At 60.4% G+C, this 18,323-nt stretch carries 23 protein-coding genes; 17 read left to right on the top strand and 6 right to left on the bottom strand.

Features of this window, described 5'->3' with window-relative positions; all coding sequences use genetic code 11:
- Positions 1 to 69 precede the first annotated feature (69 nt).
- Complete coding sequence (locus AC1D1M_RS17750; protein ID WP_477776669.1) at positions 70 to 861, bottom strand: lysophospholipid acyltransferase family protein; 792 nt, start codon at positions 859 to 861, stop codon at positions 70 to 72.
- On the bottom strand, positions 861 to 1,616 hold the full coding sequence (gene olsB / locus AC1D1M_RS17745) for an L-ornithine N(alpha)-acyltransferase (protein ID WP_477776668.1): 756 nt from the start codon (positions 1,614 to 1,616) through the stop codon (positions 861 to 863). Before olsB ends, AC1D1M_RS17750 begins: the two co-directional genes overlap by 1 nt.
- A gap of 155 nt (positions 1,617 to 1,771) precedes the next feature.
- Between olsB and AC1D1M_RS17740 the strand changes: the two genes are divergently transcribed.
- The 5 genes from AC1D1M_RS17740 to AC1D1M_RS17720 all read left to right on the top strand — a co-directional run bounded on the left by AC1D1M_RS17740 (position 1,772) and on the right by AC1D1M_RS17720 (position 6,018).
- Complete coding sequence (locus AC1D1M_RS17740; RefSeq protein WP_477776667.1) at positions 1,772 to 2,662, top strand: acyl-CoA dehydrogenase middle domain-containing protein; 891 nt, start codon at positions 1,772 to 1,774, stop codon at positions 2,660 to 2,662.
- A 62-nt stretch (positions 2,663 to 2,724) separates the two neighbouring features.
- Positions 2,725 to 3,819 carry a serine hydrolase domain-containing protein gene (locus AC1D1M_RS17735; protein ID WP_477776666.1) on the top strand — a complete coding sequence of 365 codons (1,095 nt, stop codon included), beginning with the start codon at positions 2,725 to 2,727 and terminating at the stop codon, positions 3,817 to 3,819.
- On the top strand, positions 3,816 to 4,139 hold the full coding sequence (locus AC1D1M_RS17730) for an amidase (RefSeq protein WP_477776665.1): 324 nt from the start codon (positions 3,816 to 3,818) through the stop codon (positions 4,137 to 4,139). Before AC1D1M_RS17735 ends, AC1D1M_RS17730 begins: the two co-directional genes overlap by 4 nt.
- 129 nt (positions 4,140 to 4,268) lie before the next feature.
- Positions 4,269 to 4,859 (top strand): YceI family protein, encoded by a 591-nt coding sequence (locus AC1D1M_RS17725; RefSeq protein WP_477776664.1) that lies wholly within the window; start codon positions 4,269 to 4,271, stop codon positions 4,857 to 4,859.
- Position 4,860: 1 nt separating this feature from the next.
- Entirely contained in the window at positions 4,861 to 6,018 is a 1,158-nt protein-coding gene (locus AC1D1M_RS17720) for a phospholipase D-like domain-containing protein (protein ID WP_477776663.1), read from the top strand.
- Between the two features lie 140 nt (positions 6,019 to 6,158).
- Here AC1D1M_RS17720 and bglX read toward each other — a convergent pair whose 3' ends face one another.
- Positions 6,159 to 8,450: a beta-glucosidase BglX gene (gene bglX / locus AC1D1M_RS17715; protein ID WP_477776662.1), complete on the bottom strand. Its 2,292-nt coding sequence runs from the start codon at positions 8,448 to 8,450 to the stop codon at positions 6,159 to 6,161.
- A gap of 263 nt (positions 8,451 to 8,713) precedes the next feature.
- On the opposite strand from bglX, the gene AC1D1M_RS17710 reads away from it, so the two are divergent.
- The 6 genes from AC1D1M_RS17710 to AC1D1M_RS17685 all read left to right on the top strand — a co-directional run bounded on the left by AC1D1M_RS17710 (position 8,714) and on the right by AC1D1M_RS17685 (position 11,818).
- Complete coding sequence (locus tag AC1D1M_RS17710) at positions 8,714 to 9,319, top strand: LemA family protein (protein ID WP_477776661.1); 606 nt, start codon at positions 8,714 to 8,716, stop codon at positions 9,317 to 9,319.
- A 37-nt stretch (positions 9,320 to 9,356) separates the two neighbouring features.
- The gene (locus AC1D1M_RS17705; protein WP_477776660.1) at positions 9,357 to 10,112 is read left to right on the top strand and encodes a TPM domain-containing protein; all 756 of its coding nucleotides are present in this window, start codon (positions 9,357 to 9,359) and stop codon (positions 10,110 to 10,112) included.
- Between the two features lie 28 nt (positions 10,113 to 10,140).
- On the top strand, positions 10,141 to 10,758 hold the full coding sequence (locus AC1D1M_RS17700; protein ID WP_477776659.1) for a TPM domain-containing protein: 618 nt from the start codon (positions 10,141 to 10,143) through the stop codon (positions 10,756 to 10,758).
- Positions 10,759 to 10,891: 133 nt separating this feature from the next.
- Positions 10,892 to 11,194 (top strand): helix-turn-helix transcriptional regulator, encoded by a 303-nt coding sequence (locus tag AC1D1M_RS17695; protein ID WP_477776658.1) that lies wholly within the window; start codon positions 10,892 to 10,894, stop codon positions 11,192 to 11,194.
- Positions 11,181 to 11,540: a putative holin gene (locus AC1D1M_RS17690; protein ID WP_477776657.1), complete on the top strand. Its 360-nt coding sequence runs from the start codon at positions 11,181 to 11,183 to the stop codon at positions 11,538 to 11,540. The genes AC1D1M_RS17695 and AC1D1M_RS17690 overlap by 14 nt, the downstream gene beginning before the upstream one ends.
- Entirely contained in the window at positions 11,537 to 11,818 is a 282-nt protein-coding gene (locus tag AC1D1M_RS17685; protein WP_477776656.1) for a phage holin family protein, read from the top strand. The genes AC1D1M_RS17690 and AC1D1M_RS17685 overlap by 4 nt, the downstream gene beginning before the upstream one ends.
- 16 nt (positions 11,819 to 11,834) lie before the next feature.
- Here the strand turns inward: AC1D1M_RS17685 and AC1D1M_RS17680 are convergent, their stop codons facing one another.
- Positions 11,835 to 12,263: a helix-turn-helix domain-containing protein gene (locus tag AC1D1M_RS17680; RefSeq protein ID WP_477776655.1), complete on the bottom strand. Its 429-nt coding sequence runs from the start codon at positions 12,261 to 12,263 to the stop codon at positions 11,835 to 11,837.
- Between the two features lie 300 nt (positions 12,264 to 12,563).
- Here AC1D1M_RS17680 and AC1D1M_RS17675 point away from each other — a divergent pair, with 300 nt between their 5' ends.
- The 3 genes from AC1D1M_RS17675 (at position 12,564) to AC1D1M_RS17665 (ending at position 14,566) form a co-directional block, all read left to right on the top strand.
- Positions 12,564 to 12,842 (top strand): Ogr/Delta-like zinc finger protein, encoded by a 279-nt coding sequence (locus AC1D1M_RS17675; RefSeq protein ID WP_477776654.1) that lies wholly within the window; start codon positions 12,564 to 12,566, stop codon positions 12,840 to 12,842.
- Between the two features lie 2 nt (positions 12,843 to 12,844).
- Positions 12,845 to 13,207, top strand: a complete 363-nt coding sequence (locus AC1D1M_RS17670; protein ID WP_477776653.1) for a hypothetical protein — start codon at positions 12,845 to 12,847, stop codon at positions 13,205 to 13,207.
- Positions 13,208 to 13,339: 132 nt separating this feature from the next.
- Complete coding sequence (locus AC1D1M_RS17665; RefSeq protein WP_477776652.1) at positions 13,340 to 14,566, top strand: class I SAM-dependent methyltransferase; 1,227 nt, start codon at positions 13,340 to 13,342, stop codon at positions 14,564 to 14,566.
- Here AC1D1M_RS17665 and AC1D1M_RS17660 read toward each other — a convergent pair.
- On the bottom strand, positions 14,556 to 15,470 hold the full coding sequence (locus AC1D1M_RS17660; RefSeq protein WP_477776651.1) for a DMT family transporter: 915 nt from the start codon (positions 15,468 to 15,470) through the stop codon (positions 14,556 to 14,558). The two genes, AC1D1M_RS17665 and AC1D1M_RS17660, sit on opposite strands and share 11 nt — an antisense overlap.
- 193 nt (positions 15,471 to 15,663) lie before the next feature.
- On the opposite strand from AC1D1M_RS17660, the gene AC1D1M_RS17655 reads away from it, so the two are divergent.
- The 3 genes from AC1D1M_RS17655 (at position 15,664) to AC1D1M_RS17645 (ending at position 17,082) form a co-directional block, all read left to right on the top strand.
- Positions 15,664 to 16,245 carry a DJ-1/PfpI family protein gene (locus tag AC1D1M_RS17655; RefSeq protein WP_008051822.1) on the top strand — a complete coding sequence of 194 codons (582 nt, stop codon included), beginning with the start codon at positions 15,664 to 15,666 and terminating at the stop codon, positions 16,243 to 16,245.
- 14 nt (positions 16,246 to 16,259) lie between these two features.
- Positions 16,260 to 16,565: a ribbon-helix-helix domain-containing protein gene (locus tag AC1D1M_RS17650; protein ID WP_477756053.1), complete on the top strand. Its 306-nt coding sequence runs from the start codon at positions 16,260 to 16,262 to the stop codon at positions 16,563 to 16,565.
- A 172-nt stretch (positions 16,566 to 16,737) separates the two neighbouring features.
- Positions 16,738 to 17,082, top strand: coding sequence for a YegP family protein (locus AC1D1M_RS17645; RefSeq protein ID WP_477776650.1), 345 nt, complete (start codon positions 16,738 to 16,740; stop codon positions 17,080 to 17,082).
- Between the two features lie 133 nt (positions 17,083 to 17,215).
- Here the strand turns inward: AC1D1M_RS17645 and AC1D1M_RS17640 are convergent, their stop codons facing one another.
- The gene (locus AC1D1M_RS17640) at positions 17,216 to 18,235 is read right to left on the bottom strand and encodes a DUF4917 family protein (RefSeq protein ID WP_477776649.1); all 1,020 of its coding nucleotides are present in this window, start codon (positions 18,233 to 18,235) and stop codon (positions 17,216 to 17,218) included.
- Positions 18,236 to 18,323 lie beyond the last annotated feature (88 nt).

Raw genomic sequence — 18,323 nt, 5'->3', positions numbered from 1 at the left:
TGTGACTGTTAGATAGCTATCGCGAGCAAGCTCGCTCCCACAGGATACTTCGGTGAATCAAAGATCGCGTCACGCCGCAATTGCGGGGCGCATCGGTGCTCGCTGGGGTTCAACGAGAGCCCCGAACAACACCTTCTGCACCGCCTGCTGCGCTTCGAAAGCCAGTGCCGCACGTTCCCGACCTTCGCAAGAGATCGGCTTGAGCAGATGAATCTCCACGCCGCCACGGTCATTGGTAAACAACCGCATCAGATGCGACAGCAAGTCATCGTCGCCAATGAACGGTGCCAGCGCGCAAGGCTCGCCGTCACGCACATAACGAATCGCCACCGGCTGCATCGCCACTTCGGAATCGATGGCGGCGGACAGCAGGCGACCGTGGAAAGTACGCAGCGAACGGCCATCGGTAGTGGTGCCTTCCGGGAACATCAGCAGTGGGTGTGCCTGTTCCAGGTGACGGGTCATCTGCTTGCGGATCAACTGGCTGTCCCCCGAGCCACGGCGGATAAACAGGCTGCCGGCCTTGGCCGCCAACCAGCCGGCTACTGGCCAGGTGCGCACTTCGGCCTTGGACAGGAACGACAGCGGCGTGAGCATGCCCAGCAGCGGGATGTCGGTCCAGGACACGTGGTTGCTGACCCAGAGCATCGGCGTCTTCGGCAGTTCACCGTGGACGGTCACGTCAAAGGGCAGGGCGTTGCTCAGGCGGGCCATGAAAAACCGCGACCAGCGCTGCCGGCGCGCCATCGAATGGGCCATGCCCAGGCGCTCGAACACCCCGAACACGCTGGCCATGCCCAGGCCCAGCGTCACCACCAGCAGCACTCGAGCGATTCGCGCGTACACCCGCAACCGGCTCATTACACAGCCGCCTTGAAGTGTTTGGCGTAACGCGGGCAGAGTTCGTCGCGTTTGAGCAGGATGAACACGTCGGCGACCTGGAAGTCTTCGTCCCAGCATGGCTCGCCGCAGATCTTCGCGCCCAGGCGCATGTAAGCCTTGAGCAGCGGTGGCATTTCGGCAATCACGTTCGAAGGGATGTCCAGGCTTGGCAGAGGTTTTTTCGGCTCGGCGCGCAGGTGTTCGGTGCACAGGTAGCGTTCGCGCAGACGCTGCATGATCGCGTGGGCCTGCACGCCGCCATCCTGCATCGGAATGCTCGCGCAACCCATCAGGTAGCTGTAGCCGCCCTGGTTCAGGACTTCGGCCAGTTCGCCCCAGAGCACGGCGATGGTGCCGCCGTTGCGGTAGGCCGGGTCGACGCAGGTGCGACCGATTTCCAGGATCGGGCCTTGCAAGTGCACCAGGCCGTGGAGGCTGAATTCTTCTTCGCTGTAAAATTTGCCCAGGCTGCTGGCAGCCGTGTGGTCGAGCAAACGGGTGGTCGCCACCAAGCGCCCGGTGTTCAAGTCACGCACGCCGATGTGGGCGCAGTGAGCGTCGTAGTCATCCATGTCCAGACCCAGTTCAGCGCCCTTGAGCCTGGCGTTGAATTCGCCGCTGAACACGTTGAAGCGCAAGGCCTGGGCTTCCTGCAAAGCCTCGGCGCCCACCAGGCGTTCGGCTTGCAGGCGGCGTTCGTTGCCGGTGTCGCTGATGCGGGCGATCTGAGTCATGGCGAATCTCCGTGCGGGCTGCTCACCCGTCTTTGGGCTACAGCGAATCGACTTTCTTTGTCTAGCCGTGTTGTGCAAAGTCAGGCTATGTAGCCCCGGTGTCATCGCCATTAAGCTTTGGTGATGCTTATATGACAGCCCACAAGGAGCCTCTTATGCCCTGGCAAACCCTGCTGAACCGCCGTGATCGCTTGCCCGCCAACCCGGATCTGGCTGAAGGTTTCGCGACCTTGTTGCAGCAGTTGGGTACGGTCACTCCGTTCGAATTGGCCGTGCTTGGCGGGCGGTTGATGGCGACGCCGGGGCTGGCGTTTCTGGTGGGGTATCAGGCGGCCTTGCGCATGCTCTGGCCGAGCGCGCCGCTGAGCCTCGGCGCGTTGTGCGCCACCGAACAGCGCAGCCTGCGCCCGGCCGACATGCAAACCCGACTGAGCGGTTTGCGCCTGAGCGGACGCAAGGATTTCGTCACCGCCGGTAATGCCGCCGACTGGCTGCTGGTGGCGGCGCGCAGCGAGGAGCCCGGTGCCAATCCACGCTTGAGCCTGGCGGTGATCTATCGCGATGAGCCGGGTGTGCGGGTGGAAAAACTGGCGGCGATCCCGTTGATGCCGGACATCAGCCATGGCCGCTTGTTTCTGGATAACGCGCTGTGCGAGTTGCTCGCAGGGGATGGTTGGGACGCCTACATCAAACCGTTCCGCACACTGGAAGACATCTATGTACTGAGCGCCATGACGGCGTGGTTGTATGGCGTCGGCCAGGAATGTGATTGGCCGCAAGGCTTGCAACTGCGGTTGCTGGGGTTGTTGGCGGGGTGTGCGGAAACCAGCCGCCAGCCACCGACCAGTCTGGCCGGGCATGTGGTGCTTGGCGGGTTGTTTGCACAGTTCGAGGGGCTCAAGGCTGAGGTGAATGAGGCACTGGCCGGAGGGCCTCAAGAGTGGGCGGTGATGTGGCAGCGGGATCAGGCAGTGATGGAGTTGGCGGCGGGGGCTCGGGGGAAGAGGTTGGTGAAGGCATTGGCAGCCTTCGGCAGCTCCTACTAGGGTCGCGTGAGTGTCATTTAACTGGGCTAGGCTGACCCGGTTATTCCCTGTGAGCCCCCGCCATGCCCAAAGGCTTGTCCCTGATTTTCCTGCTGTTGCTCAGCCTCACGGCCCAGGCCGAAAACTGGCCCGCCGAGCAATGGGTGACCGCCCCGACACCGACCGGGCCGGCGCTTCAAGCCCTGAAGGCCTACGCCTTCCCACCCCGCGATGACACCACTCGCCAGGGCATTCGCACCGATGCCTTGCTGGTGATCCGCGACGGCCAGTTGATCTACGAACGCTACGCCGGTCCGACGACGGCCGAGACACCGCACCTGACCTGGTCGATCAGTAAGAGCCTGATGGCTACGGTCCTTGGTGTGGCCTATGGCGAAGGCTTGTTCAAACTCGCTGACCCGGTGGCGAAGTTTTATCCGCCCCTGCAAAAACACCCCGACATGACCATGGCCGACCTGCTGCACTGGGCCTCGGGCATCGACTGGCAAGAAGACTACGAATACGCACCGCTGAAGTCTTCGGTGGTGGCCATGCTTTACACCCGCGGTCACCGCGACATGGCCGCATTTACCGCGGCCCATGATGCTTATGCGGCGCCGGGCCAGGCTTTTCGCTACTCCAGCGGTGACAGCAACCTGTTGTCCGCCGCGCTGAAAACCATCGTCGACCCCGGCCGCTATCCCGACTATCCGTGGACTGCGCTGTTCGAGCCGCTGGGCATTCGCCACGCGGTTTGGGAAACCGATGCCACGGGCACTTTCGTCGCTTCGTCCTATGCCTACCTCACGGCACGGGATCTGGCCCGGGTCGGTCTGTTGATGGCCCGCGAGGGTCGCTGGGCAGACAAGCAACTGCTGCCCAAGGATTGGGTGGCATTCAATCGCGAGCCGTTCGCTCACTATCACGCACACCAAGACGATGCCGTCCCCGGCGGTCAGTGGTGGCTCAATCGAGCTGTCGAGGGCGCGACACGACCCTGGCCCGATGCCCCGGTCGATACCTTCGCCGCACTGGGTCATTGGGGGCAGGCGATGTATGTGATCCCCAGTGAACAGCTGGTGATCGTCCGCTATGGCGATGACCGCGACGGCAGTTACCGGCACAACGAATTGCTCAGACTCACGCTCAAGGCGTTTGCCGGGAAGGTGCAGCCATGACCGGTTTCATTCGCCGTCGACCGGTCAGTTCCCTGTTGCTGATCCTGCTGATCGCCTTGCTCGGCTGGATCTGGCACGAACGGGTGGCGCTGTGGGCGTTTCCCGACATCATCAGCGCTTACACCGCCAAGGAGTATTGCTCGTGCCGCTATGTGATGGGTAACGACACCGAGTATTGCCACCGTTATGTGCAACAGTGGCTGCCCGCCAGCGGCTTTTCCGATGACCCGGCCGGCAAGCGCGTAACGGTCAGCGGCATGGGGCGCAGCAACAGTGCCGTGTGGATCGGTGAACGTCAGGGCTGTCGCTTGCAACCCTGACTGCGATGAAATTGTGAGGCCTGGCGAGGGCTCCCTCGCCACAAAGGCAGGTTTGGCGTAATAGACGGCTTGCAATGCGCTGAAGGCCGGTTAAGGTTCAGCACAGGTTTATCTGCCCCACGAGTCTCTATGTTCAAGCGTTCCACCCCTCAAACCCTCGCTTTCCTGCTGTTGGCCGGTGCCGCGTTGTCGGCCCGTGCCGATTGGTACCTGGATGGTGAGTCCTCGCGTCTGTCATTCGTCAGCACCAAAAACGCCAATGTCTCCGAAGTGCAGCGCTTTCTGGTGTTGCACGGCAAGGTCGATCCCGAGGGGCTGGCTCAGGTGGAAGTCGAGCTGGAGTCGATCAACAGCGGCATCCCGTTGCGCGATGAGCGCATGCGCAAGGAACTGTTCCAGATCGACCGGTTTCCTGACGCCTTGATCACCACGAAAATCGATCTGCGCCCGATCAACGACCTCGCTCCCGGCGCACAGCTGGAGTTGCGCCTGCTGCTGACGGTCGACCTGCACGGCAAACAACACGAGTACCATGCCGAACTGCTGGCGACCCGTCTCGATGACCGACGCTTTCAAGTGGTGACTCTCGAACCGCTGGTGATCAACGCCGAAGATTTCGATTTGGCTCCCGGCCTGGAAGCGTTGCGCAAACTGGCCGGTTTATCGGCTATCAGTCTCTCAGTTCCGGTGGGTGCGGTGCTGATTTTCACGGCGCGCTGACATGGCCGGAGCGATTTTTCCCTGGCGCGAAGGCAACCACTTCGAACTGCTGGTCGACGGTCCGCAGTTTTTCCCGCGGATGCTGGTGGCGATTGCCCGCGCCGAAGAACAGGTTGAGCTGGAGTTGTATCTGGTCGAGGCCGGTGCCTGTGCCGAAGCCATGGTCCAGGCGCTGGTGCAAGCCGCCGAGCGCGGTGTGCGGGTGCGTTGCCTGTTCGATGATTACGGCAGCCTCGCTTTTACCCTGACCTTGCGTCAGCGGCTGATGGCCGCCGGGGTGGAACTGCGTTTCTACAATCGCCTGAGCTGGCGGCGCTGGGTCGGCAACTTCTACCGTGATCACCGTAAATTGTTGCTGGTTGACCAGAGCCTGGCAGTCGTCGGCGGCACCGGTGTCACCGACGAGTTCTGGACCCCGGGGGAAGACGTCAGCGAATGGCATGAGGTGATGGTGGAAATCACCGGGCCGCTGGTGCTCGACTGGCAGTTGCTGTTCGACCGGCAATGGATCGCCAACCGCCATCGACGTGCCTGGCGCCCGGCCTCACATTTCGGATTGCCGCGCCTGCCACGGGTGCCGTCGATAGGCGAGGGCATGGGCCGGGTGGCGTATGCCGACGCCCGTCAACACCGGGACATTCTGCAATCGCTGGTGCGCGCCTTGAACAGCGGCCATCGACGGATCTGGCTGGCCACGCCGTACTTTTTGCCGACCTGGAAAGTCCGCCGTTCCCTGCGCCGGGCGGCTGCCCGTGGCGTCGATGTGCGGTTGTTGCTGACCGGACCTCGTACCGATCACCCATCTGTGCGCTACGCCGGGCATCGTTACTACCCGCGACTGCTCAAGGCCGGGGTGAAGATCTTCGAGTACCAACCGTGTTTCCTGCACCTGAAAATGGTCCTGATCGATGACTGGGTGAGCATCGGCTCGTGCAACTTCGATCACTGGAATCTGCGCTTCAACCTGGAAGCCAATCTGGAAGCGCTGGACCCCGGGTTGACCCGAGCGGTGGCCGCGAGTTTCGAGCACGACTTCGCCCTGAGCCAGCAAGTTAGCCTGGAAGAATGGAAGCGTCGGCCATTGTGGCGGCGGGTCAAGCAGCGGGTGTGGGGATGGGTGGATCGGGTGGTGGTGAATCTGTTGGATCGAAGGGGTTGACCCCGATTCTCCGAACACTGAAAACCACTGTGGGAGCGAGCTTGCTCGCGATAGCGGCCGAACAGTCAACTGAGATGTTGGATGTCATGGCCTCATCGCGAGCAAGCTCGCTCCCACAGGGTTATTGCGGTGTCTCGGTATTAGAGCAACTCAAAACTCTGCTGCGTCACGTCCTCTGAATCCAGGCCGATCTGCACGTTGAACTTGCCCGGTTCCGCCACGTACTTGAGTTGGGTGTTGTAGAACTTCAGGTCGTCCTCGGTGATGGTGAAGTGCACGACTTTCTGCTCGCCAGCCTTGACCATTACTTTCTGGAAGTTTCTCAGTTCCTTGATCGGGCGGATCATCGAGCCGGCCACGTCCTGGATGTACAGTTGCACCACGGTTTCGCCATCACGCTTGCCGGTGTTTTTCACCGTGACGCTGGCGTCGAGCTTGCCGGTCTTGTTCAGCGTGGTCGACGACAGGGCCATGTCGCTCAGGCTGAACTCGGTGTAGCTCAGGCCATAGCCGAACGGGTACAGGGGACCTGTGGTGTCATCGAAATATTGCGAGGTGTAGTTGCCCGGTTTGCCCGGGGTGAACGGCCGGCCAATGGTCAGGTGGTTGTAGTAGGTCGGAATCTGGCCCACCGAACGCGGGATACTGATCGGCAGTTTGCCCGACGGGTTGTAGTCGCCGAACAGCACATCGGCGATGGCGTTGCCGCCCTCGGTGCCGGTGAACCAGGTTTCCAGGATCGCGTCAGCCTGTTCCTTCTCCTCGAGGATCGTCAGCGGGCGGCCGTTCATCAACACCAGTACCAGCGGTTTGCCGGTGGCTTTCAGGGCACGGATCAGCTCGCGCTGGTTTTCCGGGATGTTCAGGTCGGTGCGGCTCGACGATTCGTGGGACATGCCACGGGACTCGCCGACGGCGGCGACGACCACATCAGCATCCTTGGCTGCTTTCACCGCTTCGTCGATCAGCACGTTCGCCGGGCGCGGATCATCCACCACTTCCGGGGCGTCGAAGTTGAGGAAGTTCAGGTAGCCGAGGATGTTCTTGTCGCTGGTGATGTTGGCGCCACGGGCGTAAATCAGTGTCGACTTGTCGCCCAGGGCGTTGGTCATGCCATCGAACAGGGTCACCGACTGCGCCGGCTTACCGGCGGCAGCCCAGCTGCCCATCATGTCGATGGGGGCCTTGGCCAGCGGACCGACCAGGGCGATTTTCGCGGTCTTCTTCAGCGGCAGGGTTTCGTTGCGGTTTTTCAGCAGCACCTGGCTGCGGCGTGCCACATCACGGGCCTCGGCACGGTGCAGGCGGCTGTCGGCGTAGGTGTCAACCGGGTCATCCTCGGCCTTGCCGATGCGCAGGTACGGGTCCTTGAACAGGCCCATGTCGTACTTGGCGCCCAGTACCGCACGCACGGCGTTGTCGATATCGCTCTGCTGGATCTCGCCGGACTTCAGCAGCCCTGGCAGCTCTTTGCCGTACAGGGTGTCGTTCATACTCATGTGGATGCCGGCCTTGATCGCCAGCTTCGCCGCTTCGCGACCGTCGGCGGCAACGCCGTGCTTGATCAGCTCGAATATCGCCCCATGGTCGCTGACCGCCAGGCCCTTGAAGCCCCACTCCTTGCGCAGCAGGTCGTTCATCAGCCAGGTGTTGGCCGTGGCCGGCACACCGTTGATCGAGTTCAGCGCGACCATAACCCCGCCAGCGCCGGCATCGATGGCGGCACGGTACGGCGGCAGGTAGTCCTGGTACATCTTGACCGGGCTCATGTCGACCACGTTGTAGTCGCGACCACCCTCGACCGCGCCGTACAGGGCGAAGTGCTTGACGCTGGCCATGATGCTGTCGGCCGCGTTGGCGCCGGTGCCCTGGAACGCCTTGACCATCACGCCGGCAATCCGCGACACCAGGTAGGTGTCTTCGCCGAAGCCTTCGGACGTACGGCCCCAGCGCGGGTCGCGGGAGATGTCGACCATCGGTGCGAAGGTGATGTCGAGGCTGTCAGCCGCGGCTTCCTTGGCGGCGATGCGCCCGGACAGGCCGATGGCGTCCATGTCCCAGCTCGAGGCCAGGGCCAGCGGGATCGGGAAAATAGTGCGGTGGCCGTGGATCACGTCGTAGGCGAAGAACATCGGGATCTTCAGGCGGCTGCGCATGGCCGCGTCCTGCATCGGCCGGTTTTCCGGGCGGGTGATCGAGTTGAACGTACCGCCGATGTTGCCCGCCGCGATTTCCTTGCGGATCATTTCGCGAGGCATTTCCGGGCCGATGCTGATCAGGCGCAGCTGACCGATTTTTTCATCGAGGGTCATTTGCTTCATCAGGTTGCTGACGAAGGCTTCCTTGTTCTCCAGGGGTGCGGGCGTCGTGGCGGCCAATACGTTATGACTGGCCAGGCTGACGAACAGGCCCAGCAAACACAGCTTCTTCATGAATAGTTTTCTCAAGGGCCCAAACGGCGATGTACACGCCGGCCAGCCAAAATTTAGGGAGCGTCTATTGTTGTTCGGGTGCCGGCTCAAAAGACCAGAGCCAAAAAAACACAGCCAGATGGTGGATGCGTTTTCGCGCAGGGCCTCTTTTTAGCCCATCGGCCCGTTGCAATCCAGAGGCGCGGGCGATTATGCCCCAAGAGCCGGTCCAGGAGGTTTCACGGTCGGTTTTTTCATGAAATGTACAAGGGAGCATCACCCTGATGAATGTAAGTCCAACCTACCGTCCGCGTTTACAGATCCTCACGCTGCTGATGCTGGCCACGTTGCTGACCGCCTGCGGCATCAACAACATCCCGACCCTCGACGAACAGGCCAAGGCCGCCTGGGGCCAGGTGCAGAACCAGTATCAGCGCCGTGCCGATCTGATTCCCAACCTGGTGGAGACCGTCAAGGGCTACGCCAAGCATGAAGAAGAGACACTGACGGCGGTCATTGAGGCCCGGGCCAAGGCCACGTCGATTCAGGTGGATGCTTCGACCCTCGACAACCCGGAAAAGCTCAAGCAGTACCAACAGGCCCAGGACCAGCTCAGCGGCGCCTTGAGCCGGTTGATGGTGGTCTCCGAGCGTTATCCGGACCTCAAGGCCAACCAGAACTTCCTCACCTTGCAATCGCAGCTTGAAGGCACCGAGAACCGCATCAGCGTGGCCCGGCGCGATTTCATCCTCGCGGTGCAGAAGTACAACACCGAGATCCGCACGTTCCCCGGTCGCCTGTGGCACACCGTGATGTACAGCGACCTGCCGGTGCGCGAGACCTTCGAAGCCACGCCGGGTTCGGAAAAGGCCCCCGAGGTCAAATTCTAAACAATGTGAATTGGCGTCACCACGCAAGAGGTTGTCAATGCGCGTCCTGAAAACAGGCCTGTTGCTGTTGTTGTGGGTGGTGGCGATCGCTGCCCGGGCCGAACTGAGCTTTCCGGCGCTGACCGGGCGGGTGGTCGACGATGCGCAGATGATCGAGCCATCGGTGCGCCAGCAGCTCACCCAACAACTTCAGGCCCATGAGCAAGCCACCGGCGAGCAGCTTGTGGTAGTGACTTTGCCGGATTTGCAAGGCACCGACATCGCCGACTTTGGTTACCAACTCGGTCGCCACTGGGGCATCGGGCAGAAGGACAAGAACAACGGCGCCTTGCTGATCATTGCCCGGGACGAGCGCCGGTTGCGTATCGAAGTCGGTTACGGCCTGGAGGATCGTCTGACCGATGCCCAGAGCTCGGTGATCATCAACCAGGTCATCACCCCGTCATTCAAGACCGGCAATTTCAGTAAGGGCATCAGTGACGGCGTGGCGGCGATGCTGGTGGTGCTGGGCGGTAACCCCCTGGACGAACCCTCCACGGCGTATGAATCCAGAGGCGAGCCGGGGGACGATTTCGTCGCAAGGCACCCCGGCTTGTTCGTGTTTTTGGTGATGTTGCTCATCCTGACTGTTTTTGTGTGCCAGATGCTCGGTATCCTTCCTGCCGGTCGGGGCGGCTCCGGTGGATCCGGGGGCGGCTTTGGCGGTGGTGGGTTTGGCGGCGGCGGTGGAGGGGGAGGCTTCAGCGGCGGCGGGGGCAGTTTCGGCGGGGGCGGTTCGTCCGGCGGCTGGTGATAATAAAAACGAGCAGGCACTTCACGACATGGCATTACTGACTGAACACGAACAACGCAAGGTGGCCGAGGCCATTGCCCGGGTCGAGCGCGATACCGATGCAGAGCTGGTGACCGTGCTCGCGGCCCGCGCCGACGACTATGCGTACATCCCGCTGCTGTGGGCCAGCCTGCTGGCGCTGCTGGTGCCGGGCATCGTGCATTACTTCACCGGTTGGCTGACCCTGCACAGCCTGCTGCTGGTGCAATGGGCCATCTTCATCGTGCTGTGCCTGGTGTTCCGCCTGCCGAAAGTCACCACCCATCTGATCCCGCGTTCGGTGCGCCACTGGCGCGCCTCGAACCTGGCGCGCCGGCAGTTCCTGGAGCAGAACCTGCACCACACCGAGGGCAGCACCGGCGTGCTGATTTTCGTTTCCGAGGCCGAACGCTATGTGGAGATCCTGGTCGATGAAGGGATTTCCAGCCGGCTGGACAACAAGAACTGGGACGCGATCGTCGCCACTTTTACCCAGCAGGTGAAGCAGGGGCAGACGCTGCAAGGGTTTGTCAGCTGCATCGAAGCCTGTGGCGAGTTGCTCAAGGTACATGTGCCAGTGACCCATGTGCGCAATGAGTTGCCGAACCGGTTGGTGGTGCTCGGCTAAGTCTTGCCGTGGTGGCGTTGTGTAGCGCTCGCCGCTACAACTCCAGTTAATTGTTCGGGTTCGGCCTTGTCGTCAGTATTTCTCTCTAACAGTGGACGCCCAGCGACGGGTGTTCCCGCGAAGAGGGATTCTTATGTCAAGCCAACAATCGAATGACTCTTTGGCACGGGTAGCTCACGGCGGAGAGGGAAGTACACCAACGGCGAAGCTGACGGCGAAAGAAACACAAATCCTGATGTGGTGTTTCAAGGGCAAGACTTCCTGGGAAATCGCCCTGATCGAGAACTGCACGGAATCTACCGTCAATTTTCACTTCGCCAATATTCGCCGAAAGTTCGACGCCAGCTCTCGCGGTTACGCCTTGCTCAAGGCGATCGAGTCGGGTGCGATCATCGTGGATTCGGTCGTTGCGCGAGGTGCGCATGAGCCTGACTGATTCGACCTACAGCAGTATCAGCGGGCTCATGGTGGGGTTGGGTATTGCGACGTTGCCGGTTATCGATGGAGAAGTCCTGTTCGGTGCGACGCTTGGGGCGTGGCTGGTCACCACCACTCGCGCCAATTTCAAGGCCTGGCAACGCATCGGTTCCTGGTTGCTGTCTGCAGGAGTCGGTTACCTCTTTACGCCAGTCGCACATCCGCTGGCGCCTTTTCTGACAGAAGGCGTAACAGCTTTTCTTTGCGCACTGATCGTTATTCCCATCAGCATCAAGCTCATGCAGTGGATCGATGGTGCCGGCCTCGGTGACATCCTTCGTCATCTCAGAGGGCGAGGGCAATGACCCATGAGATGGCGGTTCTAGTGTGGGTGGCAGGCGTGGCTCACCTGATCAGTGCGTTCAGGCTGGCGTGTTACCAGCGCGACGAGCAGCGTTATAGCTGGCGCGACAGGATATTGATCAGCCTGTGTGGCGGAGTGTTTTGCCTTGCCGGCATCGATGTATTGCTGACATTCCTGCCGGTGAGCCCATGGCATGCAGTGGTGAGTGTTTTTTCATGCGTAATGATTGTTCGCAGTGGTGGCAACATTATTGTTTTGTGGCATGCCTTCAAGCATTGAAACTTCGGATTTCACGTTAAGTTTTGTTCGAGTGTTTAAGTGTTGCCAGGATAGCGGCCATTTCCGAAAGTTGTGTTTCCAGATCCCGCAGGCGTCGCTTTTCCTCCAATGCAGTTTGTATTGCGCAGCGGTCATCCTCATCAAGCAATCGCCACAGCGAAAGGATGGTGTTTTCCTGCGTTGTTGTAGTTTCCGCAACATTTGCAGGCGCATTGGCAAGCGCTTGTCGCAACATCGGCCCTTCGCCCAGCAGCAACCAGTCAAGGGAGATGCCGCGAGCCTGCGCAATATCTACGCATAATGAGTATGGTGTACTGTCGCGGCCTTTCCAGCTACTGAGTGTCTGCGGGCTGATCTGTAGCGCAGAAGACAGGGATACGTCAGTTTTTGTGCCTGTAATCTGCTTCAGTCGGGCCAAGACAGCTTGTGATTTTTTGCTACGCAATTTGAGCCTCTTCCTTTTGACATATGCTTTTTGAGTGCTTAACGTATGCGTAATGAGTACTTTTTTTCTTGTAAGTAATCAATCATCAACTATGAATCAGAAGAATACGATGTCGAAACTTCCTAATGGTATCAGGGTGATTTCCTACGAGCTTGGCTCGTATCTATTACGTGTCCGCCCGTTGCACTTCCTTTTGTCTGGCGGACGTTATTTGCAGCGCCGGTCTTTTACGAATTGTGTTTCAAACAGTATTGCGTTTGATCAATTCGATTACCACCGGATGGCCCAAGGGAAGCAAGTATGAGTACTTACAAGATGGTGTGCCCGCACTGCTTGAGCCGGATGCGCATACGTACCAGCGAAGGGCGGCATATTTTCCTGCGGGTGGCGTACCTGCAATGTACGTCGGAGGCCTGCGGCTGGTCGGTACGGGCCGAGTTCGAAATGACCCATGAACTTTCGCCCAGTGGCATGCCCAATCCGGCCGTGCACCTGCCGTGCGCCGGACCTGACTTGCGTCGCGCCGCGCGGCCTGTCGCCGAGAGTGCTCCGGCAGAGCAAGTGCAACAGGAGTCTTGAGCATGAAGGAGGTGGATGAACAGGCCCATTTGAATGAGGAACTATTGACCATAGCGCAGGCGTTTCTGGCCCGTCATGAAGGCGAGGGTGTGATTGATGATCAGGTGCTGTTCTGCCGTGCGGTGAGGCATTTGCAGAGTCTGGATATGCCGATGCACCAGGCGGAGCGACTGGTCAGCCACGCGTATGGATTACTCAAATGCAGCAACGATCGCCGACGTCTGGATCTGGCTGCAAGTTCCGAAACTGTTGCCGTGGTCACTGATCCGGCCAACGGTCTGACGTGGGCGGTGCCGGTAGGGTTRATCGTCAAGTTCGTCATTAACTCTCCGACCAATCGCAAACTTCGGCTGGTGGAGCCCTGAGGTAGCGACGGTTGGATTCAGGTCCCGATCGGCGGGAACGGGACCTGGCGCAAAATTACCCCGTGCCCAAAACCCTCGTCCCCCCTAAAATACCCGGCATTCCCCGATTCGCATTGCCGAGGCCGTTTTTCCATGTCCGTCACCGCCACTCCCGCCAGCCTCGCGCCGGATCATCACGCCCAGTTCATCGACCTGCTGCAAACCAGTATCGAGCACAATGCGTTCATCAAACTGGTGCTGGCCAGGTACGTGGGCGATGAAACGGACCTGCAGCGGATCATCATCAAACCGGTGACGGTCAAGGCGCAGCCATGCCTGTCCTTCGTCTACCGCTACAAGACTCGCGATATCACCAAGAACCTGCCGCTGGCCGAAGGCGTGGCGAGCATTGCCGGGCTGCTGCCGGCGTCGTTCAAAAATGCGCATTTGTTGTCGTTGACCGACGAAGCCCAGCTTGAATACAGCAAAAAGGGCAAGTCATCGCTGTTCAAGAGCCAACCTCAGCAATTGCGCGAAGTGCCATCGGCCGAGCACAACCGTGAGAAAAACCGTTTTCTTGACCTGAGCCGGCCGTTTCTCGCCGACCTGGGGGTGACCAACAAGCAGCATGAGCTGATCCCGGCGATGTCGCGCAAGTGGAAGCAGATCAACAAGTTCATCGAAGTGTTCAGCCATGCGCTGACCTCGTCACCCCTGGCGCTGGACAAGCCGGTGCGTGTGGCGGACTTCGGATCGGGCAAGGGCTACCTGACCTTCGCCATCCACGATTACCTGCGCAACACCTTGAAGGCCGAAGGTGAGGTGACCGGCGTCGAGCTGCGTGAAGACATGGTCACCCTGTGCAACACCGCCGCCGCCAGGCTTGAACACCCCGGCCTGGTGTTCAAGTGCGGTGACGTGCGTAGCGTGGCGCCGAGCGAGCTGGACGTGATGATCGCCCTGCATGCCTGCGATATCGCCACTGACTATGCGATCCACACCGGCATTCGTTCCGGCGCGGCGATCATCATGTGCTCGCCGTGCTGCCACAAACAGATCCGCCTGCAAATCCAGAGCCCGGCGCTTCTCAAGCCGATGCTGCAATACGGCCTGCACCTGGGCCAGCAGGCGGAAATGGTCACCGACAGTTTGCGCGCACTGTTCCTTGAGGCCTGCGGCTACGAGACCAAGGTGTTCGAGTTCATCTCGCTGGACCACACCAACAAGAACAAGATGATCCTGGCGGTCAAACGCGCCGAGCCGGTGGACCCGGCCCAGTTGCTGGCGAAAATTCAGGAGCTGAAGGATTTCTATCACATCAGCGAGCATTGCCTGGAAACCCTGCTGCTCGCCGATGGTTTCCTCGCGGCTAAGGTTTGAGCTGAATTCCGGCCGGTAACGTGCCCGGTTGCGCCGGGCGCACCGCGGTCTTGCGCCCCAGCATCACCGTCACGATGACGCCGGCCGCGAACACCCAGGTGATCGGTTCGATGTGTTCGCCGAAGAACAACGCCGAAAAGGCGATGGTGAAGAAGATCTGCAGCAACTGGATCTGGCTGACCCGGGCAATGCCGCCCATGGCCAGCCCGGCGTACCAGGCGAAGAAGCCGATGAACTGCGAAAACAGCGAGACATAACCGAAGGCCCACCAGGTCTTGGCGGAAATCTCGCCCTGATGTTGCAGCGCCAGATACACCACCGGGCCGATCAGCAGCGGGGTCGACAGCACCAGCGCCCAGCAGATCACCTGCCAGCCACCCATCTCCCTGGCCAGTCGGCCTCCCTCGGCGTAGCCCAAACCGCCCACGGCAATGGCGCCGAGCATCAGCAAGTCACCGGCCTGAATGCTGCCGGCACCGCTGATCAGTGCATAACCGAGCACCAACGCACTGCCCAATGCGGCGCAGGCCCAGAAGGCTTTCGAAGGCCGTTCATGGGACAACCACGCGGCGTACAGAGCAACGCACAGCGGCTGCAAACCGTTGACCAGCGCACCGTGGGACGCCGGCAAGGTTTGCATGGCCCAGGCCGACAATACCGGGAAACCGAGGATCACCCCGGCCATCACCAGCGTCAGGCCTTTGACCTGCTTCCAGGTCGGCCATTTTTCCCGGCGCCACAGCAACAGTAGCGCCGCCGGAACCGCTGCAAACAGTGCCCGGCCCAGGCCGTTGAGCAGCGGGTGGAGCTCCTGCACGACGATCCGCGTGAAGGGCAGGGTGAGGCTGAAGATCACAACGCCGAGCAGGCCCAGGGCCATGCCGGTGTTTTCGCGCGAGGACATGATGGCAACCAGAATCGTGGAGGATGGGAGGTGGTGTTATCTAGCCATAAACCCGGGGCTCTGGCGCTTACAGCTGGCTACAGAAATATCCGTACAGTTTTCGCCACAGGGTAGTAGCTGGTTATTACCCACACCTGTGGAATCGGACTACCTTGAATACTCCTGCAAGCCCACTTCCAGAGGAGTCCTCCCCATGGCTGCGAAAAAAATTCTGATGCTGGTCGGTGATTACGTCGAAGACTATGAAGTGATGGTGCCGTTCCAGGCGCTGCTGATGGTCGGCCACACGGTGCACGCCGTTTGCCCGGACAAAGCCGCCGGCCAGACCGTGCGCACAGCGATCCATGACTTCGAAGGCGACCAGACCTACAGTGAAAAACCCGGTCACCTGTTTGCCCTCAACTTCGATTTCGCCAAGGTCAACGCCGCCGACTACGACGCGGTGCTGATCCCCGGCGGCCGTGCGCCGGAGTACCTGCGCCTGAACGAAAAAGTCCTGGAACTGGTGCGTGCATTCGACAAGGCCGGCAAGCCGATCGCCGCCGTGTGCCATGGCGCGCAGTTGCTGGCGGCCGCGGGTGTTCTCGAAGGTCGCGAATGCAGCGCTTATCCGGCCTGTGCTCCGGAAGTGCGACTGGCGGGCGGTACGTATATCGATATTCCGGTGACGGACGGCCATGTTCAGGGCAATCTGGCCACGGCTCCGGCCTGGCCTGCGCACCCGAACTGGCTGGCCGGTTTCCTGGGGTTGCTGGGTACCAAAATCACGCTGTAACGAGGGACATGTCCATGTGCGAGCTGTACGTCAAAGCCGACCCGATACTCTACGAATCGCGCTCCCGCTCGCTGCGCATCTGCGGGGTGGTCACCACCCTGCGGCTGGAGAATCAGTTCTGGGACATCCTCAGCGAAATCGCCGAGGTCGATGGCATGACCACCAATCAGTTGATCGCCAAGCTGTATGAAGAGGTGATGGACTATCGCGGCGAGGTGGTCAATTTTGCGTCGTTCTTGCGGGTGAGTTGTACGCGCTATCTGAGCCAGCGGCGGACGTCGGCGCCGGAGTTGTCGGTGGTGCGGGCGACGGCGAAGTAAGGGACATAGTGTCGACATCATCGCGAGCAAGCTCGCTCCCACAATGGTTTGGTGTACACAAATCTGCTGTGGGAGCGAGCTTGCTCGCGATGGCGGTAGTGGAGGCGACAGACATAACAGCTTGGTCTTTACTCTGAAGCGCGCAACCTCTCAATCGCCAAGGAGAAACAGCATGTCCGGATGGTATGAAGTGAGCAAAAGCAGCAATGGCCAGTTCAGGTTTGTCCTCAAGGCGGCCAACGCCGAGACCATTCTGACCAGCGAGCTGTACACCACCCACGCCGCCGCCGACAAAGGCATCGCCTCGGTCCAGGCCAACAGCCCGCTGGATGAGCGTTACGAGAAGAAAACCACCAAGGATGGCCATCCTTATTTCAATCTCAAGGCCGGTAACCACGAGATCATCGGCAGCAGCGAGGCCTATTCTTCTGCCGCCGCCATGGAAAAAGGCATCGCCAGCGTGAAGGCCAACGGCTCGTCCAAGGTGGTCAAGGACAAGACCTTACCGGTGCTTTGAATCAGCCTTTCAACTTCACCGATATCCCTGTGGGAGCGAGCCTGCTCGCCCCCACAATTGACTGCATTTCTCCTGTAGGAACCCGGTCACTGTGGGAGCGGGCTTGCCCGCGATGGCGTCATATCAGTCGCCGCTAAACCTCGACAGGGACCGTGAGCTTCGGGCCACCCAACGCATGGCTCTTGGAGTCAAAAAACCGCAACTCCACCCCCGTCCCCTCAAACACCTTCGCGTAATGCCGCTTCTGGTGCTGGATGAACGCCTTGCTGCGCGGGTAAATCGAGATCGCCACCATCTGCGGCTTTGCCAGGCGCAAGGCGTGGATGATGTGACTGTCCTGCTCCCCCAACGCATGGCCGAAGATGCACAGCGCCTGGCCGTGACCGAGTAATTGCTCGTAGCAGAACGACAGATAGTCCGAACTGCGGATGGTCTTGAGCTTGTCCGCACTCGGCCCTTCGTTGACAAACAACGGCACGTCGTCGAGGGTCTTGATGGTGTTGTTGATGGCGAAATTGCCCAGCAACGTGCCCTCGGTCGACATCAGCTTGCGCGCCGTGCCGTCCTGGTTGCGCACCAGGTGCAGACCGCCGTGCAGGTACAGCAAACGGGTTTTGTCGGTGGCCGTGTCGCTCAGGTCGAAAGCGGGTTCGGCCCCCTGGAACAGATCGGTGATTGCCTCAGGCTGGTGTTGCACCGCCCAGTAGTTGAGCAGGTCGTAATTGGTGGTGAACACCGTACGGTAACTGGCCAGTTCCTGATTGATGGTAACCAGCGTCGAAGGCACCACCAGCCGCCACGGGATATGCACCGCATGCACGGTGTTGATCAGCGCTTCCTTGATCGCGTAGTAGCGATTGCGCGGGGCGGCGGAGCTGACAGCCAGGGCTTTGTTGACCCGGCTGGTGGTTTTCAGTGCGCTCAGTACCTGCTCGAAACTGCGGGTCTGCATCGCATCGAACACGCTCAACTCGGACGGGCTCAGGGGTTTTTCTTCAACGGTTCGGGCGTTTTCGAACAGCGACTCGTAGCCGAAATCGTCCCACACCGCGCGACTGGCACCGTTGCCCACCAGCAAACCACTGAACGAAGCGGTGTTGCGCAAGGCGTTCCAGTCTTCAAGTTGAGCATCGACATCCTGGAAATCGGTCATTGCGGTCTTCGTCTCACGGCAAAAGGTCTGTGGGCGGCGACTTTATCACGACCGGTGCCTGGACCACGGCACGACTCGGGCGAAGAAC

The sequence above is a fragment of the Pseudomonas sp. P1_F7 genome (assembly GCF_056405655.1).
Note: the sequence above shows the minus strand (reverse complement) of the source record. Positions and strands in the feature narration are given on the sequence as shown.